Annotated in this window: 15 protein-coding genes; 8 read left to right on the top strand and 7 right to left on the bottom strand. The window is 65.4% G+C overall.

Annotation, left to right across the window (positions count from 1 at the left end; all coding sequences use genetic code 11):
- Positions 1-14: 14 nt before the first annotated feature.
- The 5 genes from mmsB to AC1DUN_RS19195 all read right to left on the bottom strand — a co-directional run bounded on the left by mmsB (position 15) and on the right by AC1DUN_RS19195 (position 6,463).
- Positions 15-1,232 carry a multiple monosaccharide ABC transporter permease gene (gene mmsB / locus AC1DUN_RS19175; protein WP_477715354.1) on the bottom strand — a complete coding sequence of 406 codons (1,218 nt, stop codon included), beginning with the start codon at positions 1,230-1,232 and terminating at the stop codon, positions 15-17.
- Between the two features lies 1 nt (position 1,233).
- The gene (gene mmsA / locus AC1DUN_RS19180) at positions 1,234-2,739 is read right to left on the bottom strand and encodes a multiple monosaccharide ABC transporter ATP-binding protein (protein WP_477715482.1); all 1,506 of its coding nucleotides are present in this window, start codon (positions 2,737-2,739) and stop codon (positions 1,234-1,236) included.
- Between the two features lie 118 nt (positions 2,740-2,857).
- The gene (chvE, locus tag AC1DUN_RS19185; RefSeq protein WP_477662875.1) at positions 2,858-3,928 is read right to left on the bottom strand and encodes a multiple monosaccharide ABC transporter substrate-binding protein; all 1,071 of its coding nucleotides are present in this window, start codon (positions 3,926-3,928) and stop codon (positions 2,858-2,860) included.
- Positions 3,929-3,991: 63 nt separating this feature from the next.
- The gene (locus tag AC1DUN_RS19190) at positions 3,992-4,957 is read right to left on the bottom strand and encodes an ABC transporter substrate-binding protein (protein WP_477715355.1); all 966 of its coding nucleotides are present in this window, start codon (positions 4,955-4,957) and stop codon (positions 3,992-3,994) included.
- Between the two features lie 54 nt (positions 4,958-5,011).
- Positions 5,012-6,463 (bottom strand): aldehyde dehydrogenase family protein, encoded by a 1,452-nt coding sequence (locus tag AC1DUN_RS19195; protein ID WP_477715356.1) that lies wholly within the window; start codon positions 6,461-6,463, stop codon positions 5,012-5,014.
- 107 nt (positions 6,464-6,570) lie between these two features.
- Between AC1DUN_RS19195 and AC1DUN_RS19200 the strand changes: the two genes are divergently transcribed.
- Entirely contained in the window at positions 6,571-7,536 is a 966-nt protein-coding gene (locus tag AC1DUN_RS19200; RefSeq protein WP_477715357.1) for a LysR substrate-binding domain-containing protein, read from the top strand.
- 3 nt (positions 7,537-7,539) lie between these two features.
- Here AC1DUN_RS19200 and AC1DUN_RS19205 read toward each other — a convergent pair whose 3' ends face one another.
- On the bottom strand, positions 7,540-8,352 hold the full coding sequence (locus AC1DUN_RS19205) for an SDR family NAD(P)-dependent oxidoreductase (RefSeq protein ID WP_477715358.1): 813 nt from the start codon (positions 8,350-8,352) through the stop codon (positions 7,540-7,542).
- 149 nt (positions 8,353-8,501) lie between these two features.
- Here AC1DUN_RS19205 and AC1DUN_RS19210 point away from each other — a divergent pair, with 149 nt between their 5' ends.
- Together AC1DUN_RS19210 and AC1DUN_RS19215 are read left to right on the top strand one after the other, a co-directional pair.
- Complete coding sequence (locus tag AC1DUN_RS19210; protein ID WP_477715483.1) at positions 8,502-9,413, top strand: SMP-30/gluconolactonase/LRE family protein; 912 nt, start codon at positions 8,502-8,504, stop codon at positions 9,411-9,413.
- A 68-nt stretch (positions 9,414-9,481) separates the two neighbouring features.
- Positions 9,482-10,408 carry an aldose 1-epimerase gene (locus tag AC1DUN_RS19215; protein ID WP_477715359.1) on the top strand — a complete coding sequence of 309 codons (927 nt, stop codon included), beginning with the start codon at positions 9,482-9,484 and terminating at the stop codon, positions 10,406-10,408.
- A 30-nt stretch (positions 10,409-10,438) separates the two neighbouring features.
- Here the strand turns inward: AC1DUN_RS19215 and AC1DUN_RS19220 are convergent, their stop codons facing one another.
- On the bottom strand, positions 10,439-11,167 hold the full coding sequence (locus tag AC1DUN_RS19220) for an IclR family transcriptional regulator (protein WP_477715360.1): 729 nt from the start codon (positions 11,165-11,167) through the stop codon (positions 10,439-10,441).
- Positions 11,168-11,265: 98 nt separating this feature from the next.
- On the opposite strand from AC1DUN_RS19220, the gene AC1DUN_RS19225 reads away from it, so the two are divergent.
- The 5 genes from AC1DUN_RS19225 (at position 11,266) to AC1DUN_RS19245 (ending at position 16,075) form a co-directional block, all read left to right on the top strand.
- The gene (locus AC1DUN_RS19225; RefSeq protein WP_477715361.1) at positions 11,266-12,231 is read left to right on the top strand and encodes a hydroxymethylglutaryl-CoA lyase; all 966 of its coding nucleotides are present in this window, start codon (positions 11,266-11,268) and stop codon (positions 12,229-12,231) included.
- Positions 12,224-13,444, top strand: coding sequence for a CaiB/BaiF CoA transferase family protein (locus tag AC1DUN_RS19230; RefSeq protein ID WP_477715362.1), 1,221 nt, complete (start codon positions 12,224-12,226; stop codon positions 13,442-13,444). The genes AC1DUN_RS19225 and AC1DUN_RS19230 overlap by 8 nt, the downstream gene beginning before the upstream one ends.
- A gap of 41 nt (positions 13,445-13,485) precedes the next feature.
- Positions 13,486-14,466, top strand: coding sequence for a Bug family tripartite tricarboxylate transporter substrate binding protein (locus AC1DUN_RS19235; RefSeq protein ID WP_477715363.1), 981 nt, complete (start codon positions 13,486-13,488; stop codon positions 14,464-14,466).
- 197 nt (positions 14,467-14,663) lie between these two features.
- Positions 14,664-15,596 carry a LysR family transcriptional regulator gene (locus AC1DUN_RS19240; RefSeq protein WP_477715364.1) on the top strand — a complete coding sequence of 311 codons (933 nt, stop codon included), beginning with the start codon at positions 14,664-14,666 and terminating at the stop codon, positions 15,594-15,596.
- Positions 15,597-15,625: 29 nt separating this feature from the next.
- Positions 15,626-16,075, top strand: coding sequence for a DUF2214 family protein (locus AC1DUN_RS19245; RefSeq protein WP_007872710.1), 450 nt, complete (start codon positions 15,626-15,628; stop codon positions 16,073-16,075).
- Positions 16,076-16,078: the final 3 nt, after the last annotated feature.

A 16,078-nucleotide genomic window follows, 5' to 3' on the forward strand; every position in this document is an offset into this window, starting at 1 on the left:
GACGGCCGCAGGGTTCATGCCTTGTTTTTGTTGTAGACGTCGACAAACACGGCGGCCAGCAGCACCACACCCTTGATGACCTGCTGGTAGTCGATGCCCACGCCCAGGATGGACATGCCGTTGTTCATCACGCCCATCACGAACGCGCCTATCACCGCGCCCATGACCTTGCCGACGCCGCCCGAGGCCGATGCCCCGCCGATGAAGCAGGCGGCAATCACGTCGAGCTCAAAACCCAGGCCGGCCTTGGGCGTGGCGGTGTTCAGGCGCGCGGCGAACACCAGCCCCGCCAGCGCGGCCAGCACGCCCATGTTCACGAAGGTGTAGAAAGACAGGCGCTCGGTCTTGATGCCCGAGAGCTTGGCCGCCTTTTCGTTGCCGCCCAGCGCATAGACGCGCCGCCCTATGGTCGTGTGCCCCGTGATGAAATGGAACAGGAAGATCAGCACGGCCATCACGATCAGCACATTGGGCAGGCCCTGGTAGGACGCCAGCAGGTAGCTGAAATACACCAGCAGCGCGGCGAACAGCGCGGTTTTGACAAAAAAGATGGCGGCGGGCTCGGCCTGGATGCCGTGCTTGATCTGGCGGGCCCGCGCGCGCAGGCCGGCGGCCGCCAGCACGGCGGCAAGCACCACGCCCAGCAGCAGCGAGGTCATGCGCAGGCCTTCGCTGCTCAGCAGGTCCGGCATGAAGCCGGAGCTGAGCTTCTGGAAGGACTCGGGGAAGGGGCCCACCGACTGGCCCTGCAGCAGCGCCAGCGCCAGCCCCTTGAACACCAGCATGCCCGCCAGCGTGACGATAAAGGAAGGAATCCGGAAGAAGGCGACGAACCACCCCTGCACCGCGCCTATCAGCGCGCCGCAAGCCAGGCACAGCAGCGAGGCCGGCACGAAGTTCCAGTCGTACTGCACCATCAGCACGGCGGCCAATGCGCCTATGAAGCCGCAGACCGAGCCCACCGACAGGTCGATGTGCCCCGCCACGATGACCAGCAGCATGCCCAGCGCCATGATGACGATGTAGCTGTTTTGCAGCACCAGGTTGGTCAGGTTCAGGGGCTGCATCAGCGTGCCCTCGGTCATGTACTGGAAGAAAGCCATGATGGCCACCAGCGTGACCAGCATGCCGTACTCGCGGAAGTTGTGCTTCAGGTAGTCCAGCGGTGATTTGTCGCCTGCGGAAGCGGCTTTGGCCGGCGGCATGGTGGCGTTGGAGGATTCGTTCTTCATTTCAGCTTGCTTTCACGATCGCGCGCATGATTTTTTCCTGGGAGGCCTCGGCCGTCGGCATCTCGGCGATGAAGCGGCCTTCGTTCATGACGTAGATGCGATCCGTCATACCCAGCAGTTCCGGCATTTCCGAAGAAATGACGATGATGCATTTCCCCTCGGCCGCAAGCTGGGCCATCAGGGTGTAAATCTCGTACTTGGCGCCCACGTCGATGCCGCGCGTGGGCTCATCGAGGATGAGCACCTCGGGGCTGGTGAACAACCATTTCCCGAGCACCACCTTTTGCTGGTTCCCGCCCGAGAGGTTGAGGACTTTCTGGCCCACGCCGGAGCAGCGTATGCGCAGTTTTTCCCGGTAGCGCTGCGCCACCTGGTATTCGCTGCCGCTGTCGATCACGGTCGCGGTCGACACGCCCTTGAGATTGGCCAGCGACACATTGAACTGGATGTCTTCGTTCAGCACCAGCCCGTTGCCCTTGCGGTCTTCGGTCACATAGGCCAGGCCGTGACGAACGGCTTTTTCCACCGTGCCGACGTCGATGGGCTTGCCGTTCAGCAGCACCTGGCCGCTGATGCGGCGACCCCAGGAGCGGCCGAAGATGCTCATGGCAAGCTCCGTGCGCCCCGACCCCATCAGCCCGGCAATGCCGACGATCTCACCGCGCCGCACCTGCAGGCTCACGCCCTTGATGAATTTCCGGTCCGTGTGCAGCGGGTGGTAGACGTTCCAGTCGCGCACTTCAAACACGGTCTCGCCGATTTCCGGCTGGCGCGGCGGGTAGCGGTCCGCCATCTCGCGGCCCACCATGCCGCGGATGACGCGGTCCTCGCTGACGGCCTCTTCGCGGCAGTCCAGCGTTTCCACGGTGCTGCCGTCGCGCAGGATGGTGATCGCATCGGCCACGCGTGAAATTTCGTTGAGCTTGTGCGAAATAAGGATGCAGGTGATGCCATGGCCCTTGAGTTCGAGCAGCAGGTCCAGCAGCGCCTGGCTGTCGTTTTCGTTGAGGCTGGCCGTGGGCTCGTCGAGGATGAGCAGCTTGACCTGCCTGGACAAGGCCTTGGCGATTTCCACCAGCTGCTGCTTGCCCACGCCGATGTCCGTGATCAGCGTGGCGGGTGATTCCTTGAGGCCGACTTTTTTCAGCAGGGCCTGCGTCTTGCTGTGCGCGGCCATCCAGTCGATCACGCCGTGCTGCGCGGTCTCATTGCCCAGGAAGATGTTCTCGGCGATGGACAGCAGCGGAACCAGGGCCAGCTCCTGGTGGATGATGATGACGCCCAGTTGCTCGCTGTCGTGGATGCCGAGGAAGCGGCGCTCCTGCCCTTCGTAGACGATGTCGCCGCTGTAAGAGCCATGCGGGTAGACACCGGAGAGGACCTTCATCAGGGTCGATTTTCCGGCGCCGTTTTCGCCGACGATGGCATGGATCTCACCGGCGCGCACGCGCAGGTTGACCTTGTTCAGCGCGACAACACCGGGGAAGGTCTTGCGGATGTCGCGCATCTCCAGAATCGTTTCCAATGCCTGTCCTTTGATGCAAGGTGATTGCCACCTCTTGGCGTTGACGGCCCCGCGCCTTGCGGCGTGGGGCCGTTTGTTCCGTTTTGTTTTCAGCGAATGCTTACTTGATCTGGGATTCTTTGTAGTAACCGCTGCCTATCAGCACCTGGTTCCAGTTCGACGCATCGACGGCCACGGGTTTGAGCAGGTAGGAGGGCACCACTTTCACGCCGTTGTTGTAAGTCTTGGTGTCGTTGATCTCGGGCTGTTTGCCCGACAGCATGGCGTCCACCATGTTGGCCGTAACCTTGGCCAGCTCGCGCGTGTCCTTGAAGATGGTCGAGTACTGCTCGCCTTTCAGGATGGACTTGACGGAAGCAATTTCAGCGTCCTGGCCGCTGACCACCGGGCAGGGTTGCTGCGCGGTGCAGTAGCCCACGCCCTTCAGGGAGGACAGGATGCCGATGGACAGGCCGTCATACGGCGACAGCACTGCGTGGACTTTTTCCTTGCCGTAGTAAGCCGACAGCAGGTTGTCCATGCGCGCCTGTGCCACCGCGCCGTCCCAGCGCAGGGTGCCCACCTTGTTCATGCCCATTTGCTTGCTGCGCACCACCAGCTTGCCGCTGTCGATGTAGGGCTTTAGCACGCTCATGGCGCCGTCGTAGAAGAAGAAAGCGTTATTGTCGTCGGGCGAACCACCGAAAAGTTCAATGTTGAAGGGCCCTTTGCCCTGCTTGAGGCCCAGCTTGTCGACGATGGTGGTGGCCTGCAGCACGCCGACCTGGAAGTTGTCGAAGGTGGCGTAGTAGTCCACGTTCTTGGAACCCTTGATCAGGCGGTCATAGGCAATGACCTTGATGCCCTTGTCGGCCGCGTTTTGCAGGGCCTTGGACAAGGTGGTGCCGTCGATGGAGGCGATCACCAGCACCTTCACGCCCTTGGTGATCATGTTCTCGATCTGGGCCAGCTGGTTCGGGATGTCGTCCTCGGCGTACTGCAGGTCGGTCTTGTAGCCGCGCTCCTTGAGCACCTTGACCATGTTGTCGCCGTCGGCGATCCAGCGGGCAGAGGACTTGGTCGGCATCGAGATGCCGATGCTGCCCTTGTCCTGCGCATGGGCCAGCGGTGCGATACCGACGGCGGCCAGGGCCAGGCTGGCCAGCAAAGTCTTCAGAAAAATACGCTTCATGAATTGTCTCCTTGTGTGTTGTCAATGATTCTTGAGTATCCGCGCGCCCTTGCAGGCGCCCCATCAGTACTTACGCTTGGGAAACTCCGTGGCTGCCACTTCCATCGGGAAAATCCCCTCTTCAGTAACGATTCGTTTCTGGACCGGCTTGCCGGCCTTGATGTCCTTCACCGCGGCCATCAATTGCGGGCCCAGCAAGGGGCTGCATTCCACGGAGACGTTGAGCTTGCCGGCCATCATGGCCTCGAAAGCGCCCTTGACGGCATCGATGGAGATGATGGTGATGTCCTTTGCCGGCTTCATGCCGGCTTCTTCAATCGCCTGGATCGCGCCTATGGCCATGTCGTCGTTGTGCGCGTACAGCACATTGATCTTCTTGCCCTCGGCCTTGAGGAAGGCTTCCATCACTTCCTTGCCCTTGGCCCGGGTGAAGTCGCCTGTCTGCGAACGGATGATCTTGAACTTCGGGTCGGCTTTGATGATTTCCTCAAAACCTTTTTTGCGGTCTATGGCCGGCGCGGAACCCACGGTGCCCTGCAGCTCGACGATGTTGACCTGCCCGCTGGTGCCCTTCATTTTCTCCACCAGCCAGCGGCCCGCCTTGCGGCCTTCTTCGACAAAGTCGGAGCCCATGAAGGAGACATACAGCGAGGTGTCCTTCACATTGACGGAACGGTCGGTCAGCACCACCGGGATCTTCGCGGCCTTGGCTTCGCGCAGCACGGTTTCCCAGCCCGACTCGACAACCGGCGAGAAGGCGATCACGTCCACCTTTTGCGCGATGAAGGAGCGGATGGCCTTGATCTGGTTCTCCTGCTTTTGCTGGGCATCCGAAAACTTGAGCTCGATGCCGGCGTCCTTGGCGGCTGATTTGATGGATTCGGTGTTGGCGGTGCGCCACTCGCTTTCGGCGCCCACCTGGCTGAAACCCAGCACGATGGCTTTTTGCGCCCATGCGGAAGCCGGCAGCAAACCGGCAAGGGGGGCGCAGGCGAGCGCTGCGGCGAGGGTACGGCGTTGGATCTTCATGTTGTCTCCTTTGGTTGAAATTAAACTGACAAGTCTCCCGTGATCCGAAGTGGGTCAGGCCAGCACATAGCCGGTCTTGACCGTCGTGTAAAACTCCGCGGCGTAGCGGCCCTGCTCGCGCGGGCCGTAACTCGAACCCTTGCGCCCGCCGAAAGGCACATGAAAGTCGACGCCCGCGGTCGGCAGGTTCACCATGGTCATGCCGACCTCGGCGTTGCGCTTGAAATGCGCGGCGTGCTTCAGGGAGGTGGTGCAGATGCCCGCGCACAGGCCGAAGGGCGTGTCGTTGGCCAGGGCCAGCGCGTGCTCGAAGTCATCGGCCTGCAGCACACAGGCCACCGGCCCGAAGATCTCTTCGCGCGCGATGCGGTGCTCCGGCCTGGCCAGGAAAAGCGCCGGGCTCATGTAATGTCCCGGTGTGGCGCGTTCGAGCAACTCGCCGCCCCAGACATGCTCGGCGCCCTCATTGCGCCCTATCTCCAGGTAGGACTGGTTGTTGTCCAGCTGGCCCTGGTCGACCACGGGCCCTATCTCTATGCCCTGCTCCAGCGCGTGGCCCACCTTGAGCGCGGCGATGCGGTGACGCAGCCGGGCGACGAAGGCGTCGTGCACGGATGCCTCCACAATCAGGCGACTCGAGGCGGTGCAGCGCTGGCCGGTCGAAAAATACGAACCTTGCACCGCGCATTCGACGGCCTGATCAAGGTCGGCATCGGCCAGCACCACCAGCGGGTTTTTGCCGCCCATTTCAAGCTGCACCTTGGCGCGGCGCGCGGCCGCGGACTGAAGGATGCGCTCGCCGGTCGCCACCGAGCCGGTAAAACTCAGCGCATTGACCAGGGGATGGTCAACCAGCGCCTGCCCGACTTCCCGGCCGCTGCCCATGACCAGGTTGAACACGCCCGCGGGCAGCCCGCAGCGGCTGATGATTTCGGCCAGGGCCCAGGCACAGGTCGCGACCAGCTCGGCCGGCTTGAAGACCACCGTGTTGCCGTAGGCCAGTGCCGGCGCGATCTTCCAGGCCGGGATCGCCAGCGGAAAATTCCACGGCGCGATGATGCCCACCACGCCGACGGGTTCGCGCGTCACGTCCACCTGGATGCCGGGCCGCACCGACGCCAGGGTCTCCCCCTGGACACGCAGCGCCTCGCCCGCGAAAAACTTGAAGATCTGGCCCGCCCGCGCGGCTTCGCCTACGCCTTCGGGCAAGGTTTTACCTTCTTCCCGCGCCAGCAGCATGCCCAGCTCATCCTTGCGCGCCAGGATCTCGCTGCCTATCTGGTCGAGCACGTCGGCGCGGCGCTGCGGGGTGCTGTGGCTCCAGTGCGGCAAGGCCTCGGAGGCCGCGCGTATCGCCACTTCGGTCTGGTTGCGGTCGGCGCGCGCGTACTCGCTCACCACTTCGCGGGTGTCCGAGGGGTTGCTGCTGATGCCCGTGGTGGTGCCGGTTTCCCAGCGCCCATTGATGTAATGCCGGGCGGTGTGCTGCAGTTCGCCGAATCTCATGAGAAGAGATGCTTTTTCATAACAACGCAGTCTAGAATCGATTTTGATATCAATCTAATCGTTTTTTTGACAGAATTGATATCGCTCTACGCATTCTGGAAAACCCGATGACCACCTACAACCACTGGTTCATACGCGCAAGGCTCAAAACCCGGCAGCTGCTGTTGCTGGTGGCGCTGGCCGAGGAAGGCAATATCCACCGCGCGGCGCAGGTGCTCAGCATGACCCAGCCGGCGGCTTCCAAGCTGCTCAAGGACCTGGAAGACGTCCTGGAGGTGCCGCTGTTCGAGCGCCTGCCCCGCGGCATGCGGCCGACCTGGTATGGCGAAACCATGATCCGGCATGCGCGCATGGCGCTGGCCAGCCTGAACCAGGCGCATGACGAACTCACCGCGCTCAAGACCGGGCACTTCGGCCATGTCGCCGTCGGCGCGATCACCTCGCCGGGGCTGGCCCTGCTGCCACCCGCGGTGGCCGTGGTCAAGCAGGAGCACCCCAGCCTGCGCATCTCGCTGGACATCGAAACCAGCCCGGTGCTGCTGGAGCGGCTGGAGCAGGGCAAGCTCGACATCCTGGTGGCGCGCCTTTTTGCCGAGCACGACAAGACCCATTTGCGTTATGAGCCGCTGGTCGAGGAGCCGGTGTGCGCCATGGCCAGGCCGGGCCATCCCTTGCTGGGGGTGTCGGGCCTGACCCTGCGCGACGTGGTGGCGGCTGCCTGGATCGTGCCGCCCGCGGGCAGCGTGCTGAGGCACCGCTTCGAGCTGATGTTCCAGGAGGACGGGCTGGCGCCGCCCATCAACGTGGTCGAGTCTTCGGCACTGCTTTTCATCACGCGCATGCTGCAGCAAAGCGACATGGTGGCCGTGGTCGCGGCCGACGTGGCGCGGTATTACGCGGCGCACGGCCTCGTCGCGATGCTGCCGCTGGACATGCCCTGCCATATGGACGCCTTCGGAATCATCACCCGCACCGACCGGCTGCCTTCACCCGCCGCCAAGGTCATGATGAAGGCGCTGAAGGCGGCGAGCCTGACGCTCTACGGCCGCAGGCTGGAAGCAGACCTGGCTTGAAACTCAGACCCAGCCGGCATCCACCTTGAACTCCTGCGCGGTGCACATCGCGGCGTCGTCGGAGGCCAGGAACAGCACCATGCGCGCAATGTCGTGGGGCAGCAGCTTGTCGGGCAGGCACTGGTTGCGCTCGAGTTCCTTCTCGCCTTCGGCATCCAGCCAGAGCTTGATCTGCCGCTCGGTCATGACCCAGCCCGGCGACACGGTGTTGACGCGGATGCGGTCCCGGCCCAGCGTTTTCGCCAGGCCGCGCGTCAGGCCGTTCACCGAAGACTTGGCGATGGCATAGCAGGGGTAGCCGGCGCCCTTGCCCTGCCAGCCGGTGGAGCCCAGGTTGATGATGGAGCCGGCGCCCAGCCGCTGCATGCCGGGCACCACCGACTGGATCGCAAAAAAGGCGGGCCGCTCGTTGATCGCGATGCGCTCGTCATAGTAGGCAGGCGTCACGGATTCCAGGCTGTGGCGGTCATCGCTGGCCACGTTGTTGACCAGCACCGAAAAATCGCCCAACGCCTGCGCCGCCTCGGCGATCGCCGCTTGCAGCGCGGCCACGTCCCGCACGTCGCAAACGCGCCACCAGGCGCGCGCATGTCCCGCATCCGCCAGTTGCTGGGCCAGCGCTTCGCTGGCTTCCTTCGCGACATCAATGAATGCGACACGCGCACCCTGCTGGGCAAACGCCGTCACGATGGCGGCGCCTATGCCGCTGCCTCCGCCGGTGACAAACACCGACCGGTTTTTCAGGCTGGGAAAGACGGAGAGGGTGTCGCTCGCGGGAGCGGAACGCATGGAGACGGGGCTCGAAGTATTTGACATTGCAATTTATATATAGATTGATTTAAAAACAATAGGTTTTCAACATCACTATGCATTGATATCATGCATCGCGTCAAGAGCCAAAGCGCCATGCACAGGCCCGCAACAGGGAGACATCAGTGACATCGATTCAGGATACCCCCGCGGACATGCACGGGCCGCAAGCGGCCACGCCGGCACCCGGCACGGCGCATTGCGTGGACCCGGCGGGGGCCCTGCTGGGTGAAGGCACTTTGTGGTCGCCGCGTGAGCAGGCCCTGTACTGGGTGGACATTCTGGGGCGCCGCCTGCATCGCTTTGACCCAGCCTCCGGCGAGCGCAAGAGCTGGTCTTTTGGCGAGGAAATTTCCGCGCTGGCCGAACGGGCCCATGCGCCCGGCCTGATCGTCACCCTGCGGCGCGGCTTTGCGCTGTTTGACCCGGCTACGGGCGGCGAGCCGCACTACCTGCACCAGCCGGAACTGGCCTTGCCGGGCAATCGCTTCAATGACGGCAAGTGTGATGCGCAGGGCAGTTTCTGGGCGGGCACCATGGATTTTGATTGCGTGGCCCCCACCGGCGGGCTGTACCGCTACGACCCCGACGGCCGCTGCACCTGCCATGACCAGGGTTTTGCGGTGACCAACGGCCCGACCTGGTCGGCCGACGGGCGCTGCCTGTATTTCAACGACACGGTCAAGGGCCGCATCCATGCCTACGACTTCGACAGCGCGGCAGGGACCTTGTCGAACAAGCGGCTTTGGCTTGCCTTTGCGGCCGGCGATGGTGTGCCCGACGGCATGACCACCGACGCGGCAGGCCGCCTGTGGATCGCCCACTGGGGTGGAGCCTGCGTCAGCTGCCACGACCCGGTTACCGCCCAGGAGCTGTGCCGCGTGCCGCTGCCCACCAGTCATGTGACCAACTGCGCCTTCGGCGGGCCGGACCTGCGCACACTGTTTATCAGCACGGCCCGCACCGGGCTCACGCCGGAGCAACTCGCCGCGCAGCCGCTGGCCGGCGGCCTGTTCGCGGTGGCCATGGACAGCCCGGGCGTGCCGGCCGGCCTGTTCGGCGGCTGACGCCGCGAACAAAGCACCGCTACCCCCCTTCATCCGCATCCATCCGCCTTCACCGTGAAAGACTTTCGATGACCGATCCCGCACACCCTGTTGCCTGGCTGCGCCACGCCGGCCAGCACTTGGGGCTGCTGCCCTCGCTGGGCGGCAGCGTGGCCGCCTGGCAGCTCGAGCGTCCGCAAGGGCTGCTGGATCTCTGGCGGCCCTGGGACGGCAAAACCGCAGACCTCTACCAAACCGCATCGTTTGCCATGGTGCCGTGGTCCAACCGCATCAGCGGCGGCGGCTTCAGGCACGCGGGGCAGTTTCATGCGATGCGGCCCAACCGCCAGGGCGAGCCTTATCCCATCCACGGCGACGGCTGGCTGCAACCCTGGGAGCTCTCGCAGCCCGCCGCCGACACGCTGGTGATGACGCTGGTGTCACACGGCTTCGACGGCAACCCGTATGACTATGAAGCCGTGCAGACCTTCCGGCTGGTTGACGGCGGGCTGGACCAGCGGGTGCAGGTGCGCCACCTGGGTATTGCGCCGCTGCCCTATGGCCTGGGCGTGCATCCCTGGTTCCCGCGCACGCCGCAAACGCGGATCACCGCGCCTGTGCAAGGCCTTTGGCTTTGCGGTGACGACCCGCTGCCGGTGGCGCACACCACCGAATTCCCGGCGGGCTGGGACCTCAACGGGGGCGCACCGGCCAACGGCCCGCTCATCGACAACGGCTACACCGGCTGGGGCGGCAAGGCCAGCATCGCCTGGCCCGAACTGGGCCTGCAGGTCACGGCCGGCATGCCGGACTTTGAGCGCGACGGCGGCGCCGCGCAGCACTTCTGCCTGGTCTACCGGCCGCCGCAGGGGAGCGCCTTTTGTTTTGAGCCCATCACGCAGCCCATCGATGCCTTCCACCTGCCGGGCCAGCCCGGCCTGCGTGTGCTGGGGCCGGGGGAACAGTTTTCGCTCAAGATCCAGTGGCGCATCGAGCCCCTGGCCGCGCAGGGCTGAGCCGATACAGGCTCTTAACCCTTCACCCCCTTAAAGCTGGCCCGTCAGGCGGCGGGCGGCCTCAAGCACCGGCTTGACATGGGCTTCGCTGTAACGGTTGGCCGGCATGGTCAGTGTCACCGCGCCCGCCAGCAGGCCGTCGGCCCTGAACACCGGCGCTGAAATGCCGGCCACCTCGGCCAGCCGGTCGCCAACCGCCGTGTAGTAACCCTGCTCGCGGATCCTGGCGTAAAGCTGGTGGTCTTTTCGCCCGGCGGCCTTTGCCCTGTCGGTGTCGAAGGCGATCAGGATGCGGGCGCCCGTGCCGCGGTCGGCGGGCAGCAAGTCGCCGGCCCGGATGTGGTCGCGGATCGGCTGCGGCGAGTCCACCCGGTAAAGGCACAGGCGGGCCTCGCCCTGGCGCACATGGTAGGCCGCGCTCTCGCCGGTGGCCGCGACCAGCTCGCGCAGCACCGGCAGCACCACGCGGTCCAGCGAAAACGAGGCGGCATACACCGCGTTGAGCCGCGCCACCTCGTTGCCCAGCCCGTAGTTGCCGTCGTCCAGGCGCTGCACCAGGCGCGCGTGCTCCAGCGAGGCCAGCAGGCGCAGCGTCGTACTTTTGTACAGCTGCGTGCGGCTCGCGAGTTCCGCCAGGCTCAGCGAGGTGTCGCCCGCCCGGAAGGCCGACAGCAGGGTCAGGGCGCGGTCCACCGCGGCGGCGCCGCCGGGCGCGGCGTGGCTGTCGGCCAGGGATTCGATCTGGGCTTTGCGGGGCATACGCGGCTTTCAAGGCTTGGCGCGGCGCGCGGCTTGACAAGCCGGCGTTTAGCGCGGAATATTTCATTAGAGAGAACTATATTCCATCCTACAGAACTATGACCCTGAATGCAAGTGCCTCCCGGGCATCCCGGCCGCCTCCCGAGGTGTTGATTAGCGAAGTCGGCCCGCGCGACGGACTGCAGTCGGTCAAGGCCGTGATGCCGACGGCGCACAAGCTGCGCTGGATCAGCGCCCTTTACGAAGCCGGCCTGCGCGAGATCGAAGTCGCATCGTTTGTGCCGGCCAGGCTGCTGCCGCAGATGGCCGACGCCGCCGAGGTGGTGCGGCATGCCCTGACCTTGCCCGGCCTGACCGTCATGGCGCTGGTGCCCAACCTGCGCGGCGCGCAGGCGGCCCTGGCGGCCGGCGTGCACAAGCTTACCCTGCCGGTGTCGGCCAGCGCCGCGCATTCGCTGGCCAATGTGCGCAAGACCCGCGAGGAGATGGTCGAAGAGGTGCGCGCCATCGCAGCGCTGCGGCGCGACACCGCGCCGCACGTGAAAGTCGAGGCCGGTATTTCCACCGCCTTCGGCTGCACGCTGCAGGGTGAGGTCGCCGAGGACGAGGTGATACGCCTGGCCGCGCAGTGCATTGCCGCGGGCGCCGACGAGTCGGGCCTCTCGGACACCACGGGTTACGCCAACCCGGCGCAGGTCAGACGCCTGTTCCGCCGGCTGCGCACGGAAATCGGCGAACACGCCGGCGCGGCCCATATGCACAACACGCGCGGCCTGGGCCTGGCCAACTGCCTGGCCGCCTACGAGGAAGGCGTGCGCACCTTTGATTCGTCCCTGGGCGGCCTGGGCGGCTGCCCTTATGCGCCGGGCGCCTCGGGCAATGTGGTCACCGAAGACCTGGTTTTTATGTTCGAGGCCATGGGTGTTGCCACCGGCGTGGACCTCGCCAGGCTGATGGCCGCACGGGAACCGCTGCGGGCCGGGCTGCCGGGCGAGGCGATTTACGGCATGACACCCGAGGCGGGTTTGCCCAAGGGCTTTGTGCAAGGAGCCGTCCATGTCTGATACCAGCGCGCCACCGAACGGGCCCGCCAGGGAACTGCCCTACGCGGGCCTGCGCGTCGTCGAATTCACCCACATGGTCATGGGGCCGACCTGCGGCATGCTGCTGGCCGACCTGGGGGCCGAGGTCATCAAGGTCGAGCCGATTGCCGGGGACAACACGCGCAAGCTGATCGGCTCGGGCGCGGGCTTTTTCCCCATGTTCAACCGCAACAAAAAAAGCCTTGCCGTGGACCTGCAGACGCCCGAAGGGCGCGAACTGGTGCTCAAGCTGGTCGCCACGGCCGACGTGGTCAGCGAAAACTTCAAGCCCGGCACCATGAAGAAGCTGGGCCTGGACTACGCCAGCCTTTCGCGGCTCAACGAGCGGCTCATCTACGTGAGCCACAAGGGTTTCCTGCCCGGCCCCTACGACCACCGCACGGCGCTCGATGAGGTGGTGCAGATGATGGGCGGCCTGGCCTATATGACGGGCCGCGCCGGCGACCCGCTGCGCGCCGGCAGCAGCGTCAACGACATCATGGGCGGCATGTTCGGCGCGATAGGCGCGATGGCGGCGCTGGCCGCGCGCGAAAAAACCGGCAAGGGCCAGGAAGTGCAGGCCGCGCTGTTCGAGAACAACGTGTTCCTGGTGGCCCAGCACATGATGCAGTTCGCCGTGACCGGCCAGCCCGCCGCGCCCATGCCCAGCCGGATTTCGGCCTGGGCGGTGTACGACGTGTTCACGGTCAAGGACGGCGAGCAGATTTTCCTCGCCGTGGTCAGCGACACGCAGTGGGCGGTTTTCTGCGAGGCCTTCGGCCTGCAGGAGCTGCGGGCCGACCCGCGGCTGCAAAGCAACAACGACCGCGTGCGCGCGCGCGACTGGCTGATGCCGCTGCTGCGCTCGCAGCTGGCGGGGCACAGCGCCGCCGAGCTGGGCGCTGTGTTCGAAAAACACGCGCTGCCGTTCGCCCCCATCACACGGCCGCAAGACCTGTTCGAGGACCCGCACCTCAAGGCCACCGGCGGCCTGGCGCCCATCACGCTGGCTGACGGCGAACGCGCGGGGCAAACCACCTCCACCGTGCTGCTGCCGCTCACGCTGGGCGGGGAACGGCCGGGCGTGCGCATGAACCCGCCGCGGCTGGGCGAGCACACGCGGGAGCTGCTGCAGGAGCTTGGCTATTCAAGCGAGGCCATCGCGGCCTTGCAGGCCGGCGGCATCACGCGCTGAGCATTCCAGAACAAAACCACAGAACACCCACGGAGACAGACATGAACAAAAACCTGAAAGCGGTTTTGCTGGCCGCAGGCCTGGGCCTGGCCCAGCTCACGGCCTGGGCGCAAACCGCCTGGCCCGCCAAGCCGATACGCATCATCGTGCCCTTCCCTGCGGGCGGGCCGACCGACATCACGGCGCGCGTCCTGGGGCAGGCCATCGGCGAGTCGCTCAAGACGCCGGTGATTGTGGAAAACAAGGCGGGCGGCCACGGTTTCATTGGCGTGGGCGAGGCGGCCAAAGCACCGGCGGACGGCTACACCCTGATGATGGCCAGCATAGGCACCATGGCCATCAACCCCAGGCTGCACGAGAAGATTCCCTACGACGCCAACAAGGATTTCGCGCCCGTGTCCCTGGTGGTGACCGTGCCTATCGTGGTGGTGGCCAATCCGCGGGTGCTGCCGGTGGCGACCTTGCCGGAACTCGTGGAGCGGCTCAAGGCCAACCCCGGCAAGATCAATTTTGCGTCGGCCGGCAACGGCGGCTCCTCACACCTGGTGCCGGAGTACTTCAAGTACCGCACAGGCACTTTCATGACGCACATTCCCTACAAGGGCTCGGGTCCCGCCATCGGCGACGTGGTGGCGGGCCAGGTGCAGCTGATGTTCGACACCCTGCTGACCAGCACGCCCTTTGTGAAAAGCGGCAAGCTCAGGATGCTGGGCGTCACCACCGCGCAACGCCTGCCGCAGTACCCCGATGTGCCCACGGTCGCGGAGGCGCTGAACATGAAGGACTTCGAGGCCTCGTCCTGGTATGCGCTCTATGCACCCGCCGGCACGCCGCCCGACATCGTCAAGCGCCTGTCCGCCGAGGTGGACGCGGCGCTCAAACAGCCGGCGGTGGCCAAACGCCTGACGGACCTGGGCGCCATACCCGCCGGAGGCACGCCGGAGAAACTGGCCGCGTTCCAGCGCATGGAGCAGGACAAATGGGGCAAGGTGATCCAGCTTGCACACGTCAAGCCGGACTGAGCCGGCCTCTTGAGCGCCCCCCGGCCGGGCGGACACACGCGAGCTGCTCATGACGGAATCGCAGACCGGTAGCGTGCTGGCGGCGGAACTGCCCGCGCCAGGCCAGCTTTTGTATTCACACGACACTCCAGAGTGAACAGCGGAATAAGCAGCGGTTCTCTGTTGATTACTGACATTCATGCGCATAATGAAGGCGCATGGACAAACTCAAACAGCTGGAATCCTTTGTCTCGGTGGTGGCGCGCGGCAGCCTGACGGCGGCCGCCAAATCCGAGGGCGTGGCGCCGGCCATCATGGGCCGGCGGCTGGACGCGCTGGAAGAGCGGCTGGGCGTGAAGCTGCTGGTGCGCACCACGCGGCGCATCGCGCTCACGCATGAAGGCAGCGCCTTCCTCGAAGACTGCCAGCGCCTGCTGGCCGACCTGGCCAATGCGGAGGCCAGCGTGTCGGCCGGCGGCGTCAAGGCCAGCGGCCATTTGCGCATCACGGCGCCGGCGGGCTTCGGGCGCCGGCACGTCGCGCCGCTGGTGACCCGCTTTCGCGAGCAGCATGCCGACGTGACGATCTCGCTAAACCTCAGCGACCGCGTGGTGGACCTGGCGGGCGAGGGCTTTGACTGCGCGGTGCGCGTGGGCGACCTGCCCGACTCCTCGCTGGTCAGCGTGCGCATGGCCGACAACCGGCGCCTATGCGTGGCCACGCCGCGCTACCTCAAGACCCACGGCACGCCGCAGCACCCCAGCGAGCTGGCGCGTTTTGACTGCCTCACGCTGTCCAGCGATGCCTCGCAGACGCGGGGCTGGGCCTTCCAGGTGGGCGGCGAGCTGGTGCACCTCAAGCCGGGCGGGCCGCTCGATTGCTCCGATGGCCAGGTCCTGCACGACTGGTGCCTGGCCGACTGCGGCATCGCCTGGCGCAGCACCTGGGAGGTCGAATCGGAGATCGCCGCCGGGCGGCTGACGGCGGTGCTCGAAGACTTTGCCGCGCCGCCCAACGGCATTTACGCCGTGTTCCCACAGCGCAAACATTTGCCGCTGCGGGTGCGGCTGTGGGTAGACTTCCTCAAGCACCATTACAGCCAGCCCGAGTTCTGGCGCACCCCGGCGGCTACCGCCGCACCCAAGCCCTGATAACCCCAACAAGGAAAAAGGACCCCGCGATGACGCTCGAAGCCCTGCTGGCCTATGCCCACCTGCTGGCGATTCTCACCATGGTGGTTTTTCTCGCGAGCGAGGCGGCGCTGTGCCGCGTCGAATGGCTGAACGCCGCCGTGGTCGAGAGGCTGGGCAAGATAGACATGGTCTACGGCATCTCCGCGGGCCTGGTCCTGGCGACCGGCCTGGCGCGCGTGTTCCTGGGCAGCAAAGGCGCGGCCTGGTATGCGCACAATCCCCTGCTTTATTTAAAGCTGGCCATGTTCCTGGTGATTGGACTGATCTCCATCAAGCCGACGCTGATGTTTGTGCGCTGGCGGCGCGCGCTGCGCGCCAATGGCGCCCTGCCCGACGCGGTGGAGGTCAAGAAAGCGCGCCGGCTGGTGATGGTGCAGGCGCACATCCTGCCTTTTATCCCGCTGGTGGCGGTGTTCCTGGCCCGGGGTTTTGGCTAGGGC

It is taken from the genome of Polaromonas sp. P4_F6 (assembly GCF_056401275.1).